Genomic DNA, 13865 nt, shown 5'->3' with positions numbered 1-13865 from the left:
ATAATGAAATAGATAAGGGGAGATCAATATGAATACAAAGCTGAATCAAAAACTGGCCTTGTCTGCATTTTGTTTATTTCTGGTAACAGGATTGACGGCATGCAGCACCACTCCGGCAGCTACACCTGCACCTGCAGACAACAAGGATACCGCGACCAAGCCGGCAGCCAAAACCAAGCTGACCTACTGGACCGGAGACCGCCATGATGCGGACTATATTAAAGAAGTGATTGAAAAGTTCAATACAACGAATAAAGATAACATTGAGGTCGAACTCGTTGTTAAAACGGAAGACTTCAACCAGGCGATCGACTTGTCGTTTACGTCAGCGGAGACACCGGATATTATTCGTGTCAAAGAAAATACGATTCAAACCTTTTACAAGAAGCAATACCTGGCTCCAATCGACAGCTATTTGACTGCTGATCAGAAGAAAAATTTCCCGGCCATGGTTGATTTGAACAGCTTTGATGGTAAAATGTACAGCTTGCCGAACTATGGAACGACGATGCGCTTGATATACAATGTCGATTTGTTTGAAAAGGCCGGGATCAAAAATCCGCCGACAACGCTGAAGGAAATGGTCGATACCGCCAAAAAGCTTACAGAAGCTGGCAAAGCAACAGGCTCTTACGGATTTGCACAAAACTTCAAAAGCCCGGAGAGTGCGTTGGGCCGTTCCGCTCGTGTTATCGCAGAGGTTAGCGGATATGGAGGCTTTGGCTACGATTTCAAAACCGCCAAATTTGATTTCAGCGGCTTTAAGCCCATCATCGAAGCCTTCAAGCAAATGAAGGATGATGGCAGTACGCTGCCAGGAATGGAATCCCTCGATATCGACCCGCTTCGTGCACAGTTTGCTGAAGGCAAGATCGGCATGTACATGTCCTTCTCTTCGGAGCCAGGTGTTTACAAAAGCCAGTTCCCTGCGAAGATCAAATGGGCAGCAGCCCCAGTACCGAGCATAGATGGCAGTATCAAAGGCGCTTCAGGTTTTCTGGGTGGGCAATGGCTATCGATCAGCTCCAAATCGACCAAGAAGGACCAAGCGTGGAAATTCATCAACTTCATGTATCAAGAGGAAGTATTACAAACGTATCATGAAAAGGGCTTTGGCATCTCAATGGTTCCATCCGTTATTGCAAAAGCCAAAAAACCTGATATTGGAGGAATTGAAGGCTTCCTGCCTAGCAAAGTGGATGGCGTATGGCCAATCCAGCCAATCGTCAATGTCAAAGGAATCAAATACAGCGACGCCTTTTTCAAATACATGCTCAGCGGTGGCGATTTGAATGAAGTGATTACAGATTTGAACAAGCGCTATAATGAAGCACTGGCTGCCGGTGTTCAAGCGGGCGAATTTAAAGTAAGCCCTATGGCTGACTTTGATCCAGCGAAGCTTGGGGGACAATTCGCCAAATAATTTCATGCAGGGACCAAGAAGGATGGGGTTCTCACCCCATCCTTCTCTATCCGAATTTATGCTATAGGAGTTGATATTTTCATGAATAAAGCAGGGAAGTACGGGTTTGCCTATAGTTTTTTGATGCCAAGCTTTATTCTGACTGTGGTATTGGGATTGTATCCGATTGGCTGGGCAATGAGATATATGTTCTACGATTATAAAGGTTATGGTAAGGAAAGATTTATCGGTTTCGATAACTTTTCACAAATTATGGGAGATCAGCAGTTTTGGGATTCAGTTGTCACCACATTTATTTTTGCAGGTGGGAAGGTGCTGCTGTCGCTTCCTCTGGCTCTGATTCTGGCAGTTGTACTTAACAGGGGATTACGGGGCAGGCATTTCCTGCGAGCGATTTATTTTATGCCTACGATTATTAGCTCTGCTGTTATGGCAGTCGTATTTTTTGCGATCTTTAATTCCTATAATGGTATTCTGAATCAATTTCTTATGAAGTACCAGTTCATTGCGAAAAATATCGATTGGCTCGGTCCCGACTATGCACTGCTGACGATCATTCTTGTTGCTGTGTGGGGAGCTATCGGCAATTATATGCTGCTATTTCTGGCCGGTCTGCAAAATATTCCCCATGATATTTACGAGAGTTCGGCACTGGACGGTGCCAATAAAGTTCAACAGTTCTGGTATATCACCATCCCGATGCTTGGACCTGTTCTGCAAATTATTATTATGCTGGCGATAATTAATGCCCTTAAAGGTTATGAAAGCATCATGGTCTTAACCGGCGGGGGACCGATAGGGAAAACGGAAGTTATGTATTTGTATGTGTATAAGCTGTTCTTCCCTGTTGTGGGTGAGGCTCAGACCATACAGGACATCGGCTATGGCAGTGCCGTCGGTTTCGTGACAGCTCTGATCGTCGGCGTGATTACGCTCGCTTACTTTTATACGTCCAAACGTGTTAATAAAAATTTCTGATACGAAAACAAAGATAATGCTTACGAAGTCAGTTTTCTAACGAAAACAAAGCATATGCTTACGAAGTCAGTTTTCTCACGAAAACAAAGATAATGCTTACGAAGTTAGTTTTCTTGCGAAAACTCTGAGGAGGTCCAATATGAACATGCAGGCAGCTGTCAGGCCGAATACAACCGTTAACCCATCCACATTATCCCGCATGCTTGGGCAAATCATTTTATGGATTTTTTTGCTGGCTATTGCATTCCTAACGATATTTCCTGTATTAATCGCGATCCTCGGTTCCTTCAAAACCAATCTGGAATTGACTACAGGGGCGACTATATTCCCTTCGAATTGGATGTTTGAAAATTATATGCAAGCCTGGAAGCAGGCGAATTTCTCCACCTTCACCTGGAACAGCTTGTTTGTCAGTATTAGCACAACCGTTGGCACTCTCATTGTCGCTTCGATGGCTGCGTATGTCATTGATCGTTTGGGGTTTCCGGGTAAAAAGCTGTACATTGCCATACAAGGAGGCACCTTATTTGTTTCCGTGGGTGCAGTTGTATTGAGACCGCAATTTGAATTGATGATTAGCTTGAATTTACACACATCGCTTTGGGCAGTTGTACTTATTTTGATTAGTGCGCATGCGTATATCTTTTTTATTCTGCTCAGCTTTATGAATGGTATACCGCGAGAATTGGATGAAGCTGCCACAATCGACGGTTGTTCCCTGGGTGGAACCTATTGGAGGGTGATTTTACCTTTATTAAGACCGGGTCTTGCTGTATGTGCTCTATTTACTTTCCGAGCCGCTTGGAATGAATATTTATTGCCCTTGGTCTTTACGATGAGCAAACCCAACCTGCAAACATTAACCGTAGGTTTGGCGAATTTAAAATACGGAGTAGCCGCAGCCTCACAAACCCACTTTATGATGGCTGGCGCTTGTCTGTCGATTCTTCCTATCCTGGTTGTCTATATCTTTGCTAACAAGTCATTTATGCAAATGACATCTGGCTCGCTTAAAGGTTAATATTCATCTACAATAATTCCCATATGGAGGCACAACTTATGTCCAATACTCAATCCAGCATTTTAACGTCCAGCAAGCTCATTCATCGTCACCCAGCTAATCCGATTCTCGATGCTGCGCGTGTTCCGTATCCAACCGCACTAGTGTTTAATGCCGGAGTGACGAAGTTCAATGGCAAGTACGTGATGATTTTCCGCAATGATTACGGCTCTATAAGTGAGCAAACGATTGAACCTGCTTCTACTACAGATCTTGGGATAGCTTATAGTGATGACGGGATTCATTGGGAGGTCGGACCGAAGCCTTGCTTTAAACTGCGTGATCAAGAAATCATTCGTGCCTATGATCCGCGCCTTACAGTTATTGATGGCCGCTGCTACATGTGCTTTGCAGTGGATACCGAGCATGGAATTCGAGGCGGTATCGCCGTAACCGATGATTTTGTAAACTTTGAAATCTTAAGCTTATCAACTCCCGATCTGCGTAATATGGTGCTGTTCCCTGAGAAAATCAATGATAAATATGTTCGTTTGGAAAGGCCATTTACCGTATACAGCAGGGGTGGGGTCGACCGCTTTGACACCTGGATTTCGGAGTCTCCGGATTTAAAGTATTGGGGAAATTCCGATTTGCTGCTGGCTGTAGAGGATGTTGCCTTCGCTAATGATAAGACAGGACCTGCTGCACCTCCGATCAAAACTGATAAAGGGTGGCTGACTACGTTCCATTCGGTCGATCTTGACACGACAAGAGGGAAAAATGGCTGGGAGCCGACCTGGAAAAAAAGATATTGTGCTGGTATCATGCTGCTGGATCTCAACAATCCCCGGAAAATCCTCGGTATGTACAAGGAGCCGCTGCTTGCACCGGAAGCCAGCTATGAGGTCGAAGGTGGCTTCCGCAATAATGTCATTTTCCCCGGTGGTATGATTCTTGAAGATACCGGTGAGGTAAAGATTTATTATGGTGCGGCCGATACTGTGGTCTGTCTGGCTACCGCGCATGTCGATGATCTACTTCAATTATGTCTGTCGCCACGCTAGAGTTACAAGGGAAAAGCTATAGAAGAGGAGAAGGAGAATGCTTATCATTCGCCTTTCTCCTATTTTCGATTAAGGTATTTAGAATCTGGATGATAAGGGTAATATATATATCTAATTAATGGGTATTGTCTAAATTATTGTAAAATACTAATTTGAGGCGGCAAAAAAGTGATATATGTAAATTTGGGACGGACGGGTTTAAAAGTAAGTAGACTTTGCTTGGGTACAATGAATTTCGGTCAAAACACGGAAGAGAAAGAAGCGTTTCGTATTATGGATGCTGCATTGGACGCGGGAGTCAACTTTTTTGATACGGCGAATGGATACGGCGGCGAGAAACGCGGATTCACAGAAGAAATCATTGGCCGATAAGCTACATCAACTTGGACCCACAAGTACTACTCAGCAATCTGATCGAACACGGACATATGCCTCCTTGGCTAGCGAATCACGTTGTGGAAATTCAAACCATGTCTACGGTGATACCGGAAAAGCCTACGGATACTGTAAAGCGCTTGCTCGGTAGAGATGCCCGCAGACTAGACGCTTTTCTGTATGAGTATGTAGAAAATTTCCGGTAGGGGTTCCACCTCACAGCCATCAAGTCATGAATTTACAATACCCCCAACAAGGAAACTATCTAATCTTCTTCCTTTTGGGGGTAACTACAGTATGCGATTAGCTCCAAGACTTGTTTTTACAACAGGTGCACATATTAGAAGGAATCTGTATCATCAGCTGACTTTTTTGCTGCTTAGCTTTGTGTATCGTTTCTTCTTTTTTAGGATGATTTTCTTCTTGAGCTTCATTACTTTAACTTTATTCAGCACGCGAATGCCACGTTTCTTTCTTCGGTTTACCATCTTCTTTTTTGTTTTACGTTTACGTATGGGTTGAGGTATAGGTTGAGGTATAACTTCAGCTAAAGTTTGCTCAAACGGCTCTGAACACTCGGGCTTTTCTGGTTCTGGGATGAAACCGAAGTTTACCAATTGAATATCCAGCTCTGACAGCTTCTCGACAATTCGTTGATTCGTAAAAACGTTATGCTCCATGGCTCTGCCATCCGTCCATACTGAATAAGCTCTCACATCCTCGTCCACATAGCCAGGGTGACACATTAACTCCGTAATTCCGTCAGGAAGATGCTCCAAATGCCTAATTAAACGGTCAATACCATCCTCTGTATCGTACGTATCGAGAATCAAATAATCCGAGCTACGAAAGATTTGCCTGTCCTCAATGATCAATGGATGAAGACGCATTGGAATTTGCAGGCGAATGGAGAGGTCCTTTAAGGCATGGTATACGAGCTCTGAATCGATATGGATATGATGATGGGAATCCAGATGGGTAGGATATAAACCAGTGGCAATAAATCGCTTAAATTGAGCTTCCAATTCTGTAACGATATGCGCTTCAGTCCATTTACTTCTATCCTTTGAAAAAACACCTTTAGGATTAACTAGAGAAGCAACCTGCTGCTTGTGAGCAAGTGGTTTACCATAAGTGAGGTTGAAATGTAGGCCAACTCCTAATGAGGGTGTCGCCTTGGCAAGGGTAACAGCATCTTCAAATCCAGGCATATTGCACATTAAGGTTGTACTCGATACTGTACCCGCATGATGTGCTTCGATAATGCCTTGATTGATACTTTGGGAAAGTCCAAAGTCATCTGCATTGATAATGAGATATTTAGTCACAACGAATCCTCCCTCCATATAATTAATAGTATTAATGATTTATCTGATTAATTGATTATTTTGCAATTCCTGAAGCAGGCATTCGGAGCCTACAAGCTCGGTTTCGTATTTATTATGCTATGTATTACGCTACTATCAGGGAAGGGTATCAACCTACTTGACTGTCCATTTTGCATCGGAGGTTTGGTTGGTTTCCAGACGGATTTGTATTTTTGTCGACACAGCGAGCAAAATTGTACTTTAAAAAAGACTATGCTACCATAATCTTATCCCGATGAATTTGACGAATAGGAGATAGAGGATGCAGATTGCAGCTATTATAGTTGGAGTAATTGTCTTATCATTGATCTTGTTTTTGCGTTATTATCCTGCTTTCGGAGCGAAGTGGTCTGGGGATAAGGTTGTCAATGAGATGGATATTGGATCTAACACGACACCGGGAACAAACCTGTCCATCCTGAAGGATTTTATCAGAGGAAATCCGAATAGTAAGCCAGGCCAGCCTATCCCGATATTTCCTGCTGAAATTGGACGAAGTCAGGAATCGGGTACACGAGTCATCTGGTTTGGCCATTCGGCTTTTCTCATTGAAATCGATGGTAAGACATTGCTGTTGGACCCTATGCTCGGTAAAGCACCTACGCCATTTCCCTGGTTTGGTAATCAGAGGTACAGCAAGCAGCTTCCAATTGATATTGAGCAGCTTCCACCGATTGATGCTGTCCTGCTGTCGCATGATCATTATGACCATCTGGATTACGACTCCATCCAAAAGCTGAAGCATAAGGTTGGCAGCTTTTATACGCCTCGTGGAGTAGGAAGACATTTGGCAAGATGGGGCGTTGATCGGAGTAAAATCCATGAATTCAACTGGTGGGAAGAAACGGAGGCCGCGGGCTTAAAGCTCGTATGTACCCCTGCGATTCATTTTTCCGGAAGATACTTATTGGACAATAACTCGACCTTGTGGTGCTCGTGGGTGATTGCCAGTTCGGAGCATAAGCTGTTTTTTAGTGGAGACAGTGGTTACGGAACCCATTTCAAAAAGATAGGGGACACCTATGGACCTTTTCACTTGACAATGATGGAATGCGGTCAGTATGATGAGAGATGGCCAGCTATACATATGCTGCCAGAGCAAACCGTTCAGGCGCAGCTCGATGTGCAAGGTAAAGTAATGATTCCGATCCATTGGGGAGCTTTCAAGCTGGCCTTCCATGACTGGACGGATCCGATTGAACGTGTGATCCAGGCGGCCAAAGAACGAGGAGTAGCCATAGCCACACCAAGAATCGGTGAAGCCGTTAACGTAAATGCTTCTTCATATCCAGCTGCTATTTGGTGGAAATCATCCATATAGCATCCATATACTCGACATTCGTATATATAAAATGTGAGCTTTACCGGCTGCAAAACGTAGATTTTGCAGTGTTTTTTTCACCAAAAAAATTACGCTAAATTGATATTTAGCGTAATTACACTTTAAACGAACGGAGATAATTAATATGGACCGTATATACCCCGATGAAGAGCTCCTGGAGCTGTTTGATATTTGGATGAAGGACCAAGGATTTACCGCTCAAACGCAAAAAGCTTATTTGGGTGATGTGCGATTATTTTTGGCGGCGGTAGCTCCTAAATCGTTGGGTAAGCTGGAAGCTTTGGATGTAATGCGGTTCCTCACGCAGATGCGTCAGGGCGGAGCAGGGGATTCGACACGTAATCGTTATCTATCCTCGATTCGAACTTTTTTCAATGCCTTAATTGAGCATAAATATGCGGACAACAATCCGGCGCTGCATTTAAAAAAATCAAAGGTCGAGAGAAACTCGCTGCCTTCGTATTTGGACGAGCATGTGCTGTCCGCTTTTTTGGAATCGATCGAAGGGAAATATCAGATTCGGAATGTCGCGATGTTTTTGCTGATGAGTTATGCAGGTTTACGAGTAAGTGAACTGCATCGATTGAATATAGCAGATTTTAACCGTTCCTCGCACATGCTGCAGGTATATGGAAAAGGGCGCAAATGGAGATCCGTTCCGCTGCCGGAATCTTTGGTTCAAATTTTGATCATGGCCTTGAACGAACGAATTGATCCGAGAAAAACAATCGAGCAGGCGTTCTTCGTATCCCAATTTGGCCGCCGCATATCGACCCGAATGATTCAAAAAATTGCCGAAGCGAATTTTGCCCAATTGAAGACCGAATTTAGTGAGCTGCAAGGAAAGTCATTCTCCAGCCATAAGCTCAGGCATACCTTTGCCACCATGCAGGTGATCGCAGGAACAGATATACGAACTCTGCAAGAGCTGCTCGGGCATGCCAGTATACAAACCACACAAATTTATACGCATGTGGGAGACAAACAAAAGCAGGAAGCGATGAATCGGGTTGTGCCTAAGCTGCCGAAATCTGTGCTGAGAGAGACTGGCGGTTGAGCACGATCATGCTTTGGGAGTACCGATCACTCGATTGCGACTGGCGGCAATTCCGAAAATAAGCAGCAAGAAGGTTATGACCAGCAGCAGGATAAGCGGTACGTACCATCCGTTGGTCACATCATGCAGATAACCGAACAGAGTAGGGCCGAGCGCGGCTAACAAATAACCGACTGATTGAGCCATACCGGATAACTCGGCTGCGTCATGCGCATTGGCTGTTCGTAGTCCGAAAAAGGTCATCGCCAGGCTGAAAGAACAACCCGCTCCGATCCCGATCAAGATCGACCACAGCAGAACCAGATGATTCCCTGAAAGCAGTCCTCCAATACCGATGAAAAAACACAATGCCGTCGCAACGGTAAGCGCGATTTGATTTTTCATGCGTCCAGCCAGAATGGGCACGATAAAGGTAAGCGGAAGTATTGCGAGCTGCATCAAGGAAAGCACCCAGCCTGCGGAATCCGAGCTCAACCCTTGGCTTTTCAAAATATCTGGAAGCCAGGAAATGACGACATAAAAAAGCATTGACTGTAGCCCCATATAGATCGTCACCTGCCAAGCGAGAGCTGATTTCCATACATTCGTATGCTTTTCGTTCAACTTCGTAATAAGTGCTTTATGCTGCTGACGCCCGAGTTGGGGAATCCAGATAAGAATGGCTATAACAGCTAACACCCCCCACAGACCCAATGCACCCTTCCAGCCTAATCCTGTATGAGTAGCTATCGGAACACTGATTCCCGATGCAATTGCACCGCTCAGATTCATCGCAACGGAATAAACGCCGATCATGACTCCAATTTGTAAAGGATACTTTTCTTTAATCAGACTTGGCATCAGTACATTGCAAATGGATATGGCTAGGCCCAATAGGACCGTTCCGAGCAGCAGTAAACCGATATTCGATGCTGATCGGACAACAATACCAATAACCAGTAAAATTAATGATCCCAACAATAGAGGGGACATGCCAAACCGGCGAGCCAACCTCGGCGCCAGCGGTGACAACAAGGCAAAAGCAATTAACGGAAGTGTCGTGATCATGCCTGCTAGTGTATTCGATAAGCCCAAATCATTGCGAATCGTCCCAATCAACGGTCCTACCGAAGTGATCGGGGAGCGTAAATTGGCCGCGATCAAAATGATCCCCAGCAAAAGCAGCCATCCGGTAGAAGTTGAAAATGATTGAGCATGGAGTGTACGTGGTTCAGTTTCCATTTATAATTCCTCCCGTTCGACGGCTTGTTTAATTTCTTTAATAAACTGCTGCACATGCTTGGCTGCCGCATCGGGATCTTGCGCGAATATGGCCTCTACCAGCTGATCGTGATTATCTGGCGGCAGGTTGTCCGAGAATTGCTCCATTAATATAACGGTAATTGAATCCTGAATAACTTCCGTAATATGCTCATACAGGTCAATTAGCATTCGATTTCCGGTCGATTCAACAATAGTCTGATGCAGCTTCAAATCAGCGTCCACATACCGTTCTAAATCGTGTTGGATGCTGAATGATTGGCATTCCTGCTGATAGAAGCGGATTTTCGCTAAATCCTCATCAGTACGCCTTTCGGCAGATAGCTTGGCAGCTTCTTGCTCCAGAGCATTTCGAACCTCCAGCGTATCCAGTAAGCCGGATTTTTGGACACGACGTTGAATAGCCGCGCCAAGCGTGCTGTTAGAAGATACATAAGTACCATCACCCTGCTTCGTCATTAGCACCCCAGCGTGACACAATGCTTTTATACCTTCACGCAGTGTATTGCGACTGACATTCAGATCATGAACCAGATCCGGTTCCGGCGGAATTTTGGTCCCAAGCGGCCAGACTCCGGATTCAATCATGGCTTCAATTTGAATAATGACTTGATCAACAAGGGTAAGTCGTGTCGTTTTTTGCAGCAAATTTTAAACCTCCAAACGTAGGATGATTTGATGAATTGTATCTTATCACATTATTTTTATTTTGAAAACCCTTATATAGTAAATTGCGACCATGACTCTTTACAAAACAATTGAACAATGTTCACGAATGGGGTAAAATACTACAATTAGCAGCGTAATTATTAGGAACTTATTCATATATCAATCATAGAAATTGAGGTTAAAAGAAACGATGAAAATGAGGGTATCCGCAGTACAATATCATCTGCACACCATTAATAGTTTTGAAGAGTTTGCCAAACAAGTAGAACATTATGTTCATATAGCTGAGGAGTACGAGTCGGAATTTGTATTGTTTCCCGAGCTATTTACGACCCAATTAATGTCCATTGGTGACGGGAACGGACAACCGCTGCCTATTGAAGCACTGCCGGTTTATACGGAGGCTTATGTGGATTTGTTCAAGGGGCTGGCTATGAAAACAGGCATGCATTTGATAGGGGGAACACATGTTACCTCCGAGCAGGGAAAGCTGTTTAACACGGCCTATTTATTTTATCCGGATGGACGTATCGCCACACAGAACAAGCTGCACATTACACCTGCGGAAATCAAGGAATGGAATATGGGTGCAGGTGATTTGCTTCAGGTATTTGATACGGATAAAGGACGTATTGCTATTCTGGTATGCTATGATGTGGAATTTCCGGAGATTGTTCGGATGGCCCGAGCTCGCGGCGCAGATGTATTATTTTGTCCATCTTGCACGTATGACCGCCACGGCTATCATCGGGTACGTTATACATGTCACGCTCGTACGATCGAAAATCAGATTTATGTTGTTACCACGGGAACTGTAGGTACGCTTCCTACGGTTGACTTTATGCGCAGCAATTTTGGTCAGGCGGCGGTATTGACGCCTAATGATGTACCGTTTCCTCCTGGGGGTATTATGGCTCAAGGCGAGTTAAATGATGATATGGTGATCACCGCTGATCTCGATTTGCAGCTGCTTGCAGAAGTGCGAGAACGGGGTTCTGTGACGACATGGCGGGATCGCAGAACCGACCTGTATACGGATTGGTCGTAGACAAGGAGGCCATTTGAATTGAGCGAGGGCAAGGAAGCAGCTGAATTAGCAGATAATCACAAGGATCGATATTTCAAAGAGTTATTTGTTTATCATGGTGACAAGCCGCTGCGAGCGCTGGTCCGAAACTATTCGTATGAAGATTTTGATGCGTTGATCCATATTCAGCAGGAGAGCTTTCCTCCGCCTTTTCCGTCAGAGCTTTGGTGGAACAAGGAGCAGTTGAACGAACATCTGAGCAGATTTCCCGAGGGAGCCTTGTGTATCGAGGTAGAAGGGGAGATTGTCGGGTCGATGACGAGTCTTCGAGTAGATACCCATACGGAGCAGACGGGTCACAGTTGGGCAGAAGTTACAGATAACGGGCATATACGAACACACGTTCCTGATGGCGGTACACTGTATGTTGTTGATGTTTGTATTCATCCAAATAGCCGCAAGCTTGGTTTGGGCAAATGGTTGATGCAATCGATGTATGAGGTTACGGTACAGCTGGGTTTAGACCGATTGCTCGGTGGGGGGCGTATGCCGGGTTATCATAAGGTTGCCAGTGAGCTGACGGTGCAGCAATATGTGCAAGCGATATTGGATGGACGATGCAAGGACCCGGTTATCAGTTTTTTGATGCGCTGCGGCCGTACTCCGGTGGATATCGTTGCGAACTATTTGGATGATGAGGAATCCTGCAACTACGGACTGCTGATGGAGTGGCGGAATCCTTTTAAACGTAAGTGATAGACATGTGTGGTAGTGATTTATATCAATAGCAGGGAGTGTTGAGGATGGAATTTGTACGAATTACAAGTATCGAGGACCCGAATTTTTTACTAATGCATGAACTGATGAAAAAGGTATTTCCACCAGAAGAAGTATTGGAGTATTCACTATGGAGGGAACCGCTCGAGGATCCCGGCATTCGTGTATTTGTAGCTGTCCATGAGGGTGCTGTGGTTGGTGCGACTGAATACCGTTACTATGATGATCTGCAGGTTGCCATGACGGATTTCACGATTATTGGTCAAGCAGGTCTTGGCATCGGGCGGTTCATGGCAGCTAAGCGGATGGCCGATTTGCAGCAGCAGGCATCGTTATCCGGTCGTTCGATGCTTGGCATGTTTGCTGAAATTTATGATCCGTATCGTATCGAAGGACATGAATTTGGCGGTATTAAGCCAATGGATCCGTATGTGCGCCGCGAGGTTCTGTCTCATTTGGGCTACCAACGCCTGGAATTGGATTATGTACATCCTTCCTGGGAGAACAATGGTGAAGCGGTTGAAGTGTTGGACTTATGCTTCTTGCCGATCGACGATAGCTGCACGGAGGTATCGGCCTCATTGATTGTACAGTTTCTGACACGCTATTATTCGGTCCTGCCCGATAAGCCGTTACAATGGCAGCAAATGATTGAAGGCTTGAAGCAGCGGGAAACGGTAACTTTATTTCCTCTATAAACCAGCAGTGCAGGTGCCAAGAACCTGTATTTGTAAGGTGCTGCATTAGGATTTTCATAGAATAAAAAAATATGCCCGCCGCCCGAATTATCATTTCTGGGCGGCGGGCTTGATGTGTTTGGAAACGAAAAGTTGAGTTATTTGTGTTACAATGAGGTCACCACTTGATCGATAATCCCATATTCCTGTGCCTCTTCCGAGGACATGAAGTAATCGCGATCCATATCTTTTTCCACCTTTTCAAGCGGCTGACCGGTTCTTTCAGAAGTAATCCGGTTTAATCGTTCTCGAATACCGATAATCCGCTTGGCACTGATAGCAATATCACTGGCTTGACCTTGCGTTCCACCATGCGGTTGATGTATCATGATCTCGCTGTTCGGGAGTGCAAACCGTTTGCCTTTGGCTCCTGCGAGCAGCAGAATAGCTGCGAATGAAGCTGCAAAGCCTGTGCATATGGTATGAACCGGAGGCTTCACGAACTGCATGGTATCATAGATGGCAAATCCTGCTGAGGTAGAACCGCCAGGGCTGTTAATATAGAGACTGATTTCTTTCTCGGGATCCTCCGCAGCCAGAAATAGCAATTGAGCTGTAATGCTATTGGCCATCTGGTCATCAATCGCGGCGCCAAGAAATACGATTCGGTCCTTGAGCAGCCTTGAATAAATATCGTAAGAACGTTCGCCGCGACCGGTTTGCTCCACCACATAAGGCACATAATTGTTGTTCATCTGCTTACCTCCATTATGGATATTGGTTTGGTTATCTGCTTTCCATCAGCAAACGAATTCAATAAGGAAAAGGATACGGTGTAATTTTTTTAGA

Annotated in this window: 14 protein-coding genes and 1 pseudogene; 11 read left to right on the top strand and 4 right to left on the bottom strand. The window is 44.8% G+C overall.

Going from position 1 to position 13865, the window contains the following annotated elements; all coding sequences use genetic code 11:
* Positions 1–28: 28 nt before the first annotated feature.
* The 6 genes and pseudogenes from LRL21_RS36615 to LRL21_RS36590 all read left to right on the top strand — a co-directional run bounded on the left by LRL21_RS36615 (position 29) and on the right by LRL21_RS36590 (position 5046).
* Positions 29–1423: an ABC transporter substrate-binding protein gene (locus LRL21_RS36615; protein ID WP_240420746.1), complete on the top strand. Its 1395-nt coding sequence runs from the start codon at positions 29–31 to the stop codon at positions 1421–1423.
* A gap of 81 nt (positions 1424–1504) precedes the next feature.
* A complete protein-coding gene (locus tag LRL21_RS36610) occupies positions 1505–2401 on the top strand; it encodes a carbohydrate ABC transporter permease (protein WP_240420745.1) in 897 nt (298 codons plus the stop codon).
* A 199-nt stretch (positions 2402–2600) separates the two neighbouring features.
* Positions 2601–3422, top strand: coding sequence for a carbohydrate ABC transporter permease (locus LRL21_RS36605; protein WP_240420780.1), 822 nt, complete (start codon positions 2601–2603; stop codon positions 3420–3422).
* Positions 3423–3460: 38 nt separating this feature from the next.
* Positions 3461–4465, top strand: a complete 1005-nt coding sequence (locus LRL21_RS36600; RefSeq protein ID WP_240420744.1) for a glycoside hydrolase family 130 protein — start codon at positions 3461–3463, stop codon at positions 4463–4465.
* A gap of 168 nt (positions 4466–4633) precedes the next feature.
* A pseudogene (locus tag LRL21_RS36595) lies at positions 4634–4834 on the top strand (aldo/keto reductase); the annotation flags it as partial.
* 14 nt (positions 4835–4848) lie between these two features.
* Entirely contained in the window at positions 4849–5046 is a 198-nt protein-coding gene (locus tag LRL21_RS36590) for a hypothetical protein (protein WP_240420743.1), read from the top strand.
* 153 nt (positions 5047–5199) lie between these two features.
* Here LRL21_RS36590 and LRL21_RS36585 read toward each other — a convergent pair whose 3' ends face one another.
* Positions 5200–6168: a carbohydrate deacetylase gene (locus LRL21_RS36585; protein WP_240420742.1), complete on the bottom strand. Its 969-nt coding sequence runs from the start codon at positions 6166–6168 to the stop codon at positions 5200–5202.
* A gap of 301 nt (positions 6169–6469) precedes the next feature.
* Between LRL21_RS36585 and LRL21_RS36580 the strand changes: the two genes are divergently transcribed.
* Positions 6470–7528, top strand: coding sequence for an MBL fold metallo-hydrolase (locus LRL21_RS36580; protein ID WP_240420741.1), 1059 nt, complete (start codon positions 6470–6472; stop codon positions 7526–7528).
* Positions 7529–7673: 145 nt separating this feature from the next.
* Positions 7674–8606: a tyrosine-type recombinase/integrase gene (locus LRL21_RS36575; RefSeq protein ID WP_240420740.1), complete on the top strand. Its 933-nt coding sequence runs from the start codon at positions 7674–7676 to the stop codon at positions 8604–8606.
* Positions 8607–8612: 6 nt separating this feature from the next.
* Here the strand turns inward: LRL21_RS36575 and LRL21_RS36570 are convergent, their stop codons facing one another.
* On the bottom strand, positions 8613–9827 hold the full coding sequence (locus LRL21_RS36570; RefSeq protein ID WP_240420739.1) for a CynX/NimT family MFS transporter: 1215 nt from the start codon (positions 9825–9827) through the stop codon (positions 8613–8615).
* Positions 9828–10514 carry a FadR/GntR family transcriptional regulator gene (locus LRL21_RS36565; protein WP_240420738.1) on the bottom strand — a complete coding sequence of 229 codons (687 nt, stop codon included), beginning with the start codon at positions 10512–10514 and terminating at the stop codon, positions 9828–9830.
* 211 nt (positions 10515–10725) lie between these two features.
* Between LRL21_RS36565 and LRL21_RS36560 the strand changes: the two genes are divergently transcribed.
* The 3 genes from LRL21_RS36560 to LRL21_RS36550 are packed head-to-tail and all read left to right on the top strand — an operon-like array spanning position 10726 to position 13037.
* Positions 10726–11583, top strand: a complete 858-nt coding sequence (locus tag LRL21_RS36560) for a carbon-nitrogen hydrolase family protein (RefSeq protein ID WP_240420737.1) — start codon at positions 10726–10728, stop codon at positions 11581–11583.
* Between the two features lie 18 nt (positions 11584–11601).
* Positions 11602–12318 carry a GNAT family N-acetyltransferase gene (locus LRL21_RS36555; RefSeq protein WP_240420736.1) on the top strand — a complete coding sequence of 239 codons (717 nt, stop codon included), beginning with the start codon at positions 11602–11604 and terminating at the stop codon, positions 12316–12318.
* Positions 12319–12365: 47 nt separating this feature from the next.
* Complete coding sequence (locus tag LRL21_RS36550; RefSeq protein WP_240420735.1) at positions 12366–13037, top strand: GNAT family N-acetyltransferase; 672 nt, start codon at positions 12366–12368, stop codon at positions 13035–13037.
* A gap of 146 nt (positions 13038–13183) precedes the next feature.
* Here the strand turns inward: LRL21_RS36550 and clpP are convergent, their stop codons facing one another.
* Positions 13184–13771, bottom strand: a complete 588-nt coding sequence (clpP, locus tag LRL21_RS36545; protein ID WP_076234111.1) for an ATP-dependent Clp endopeptidase proteolytic subunit ClpP — start codon at positions 13769–13771, stop codon at positions 13184–13186.
* Between the last annotated feature and the right edge of the window lie 94 nt (positions 13772–13865).

This window comes from Paenibacillus periandrae, from assembly GCF_022458865.1.
Classification (GTDB): domain Bacteria; phylum Bacillota; class Bacilli; order Paenibacillales; family NBRC-103111; genus Paenibacillus_S; species Paenibacillus_S periandrae.
The sequence above is the reverse complement of the archived record's forward strand: the minus strand, read 5'-3'. Positions and strand labels throughout refer to the sequence as shown.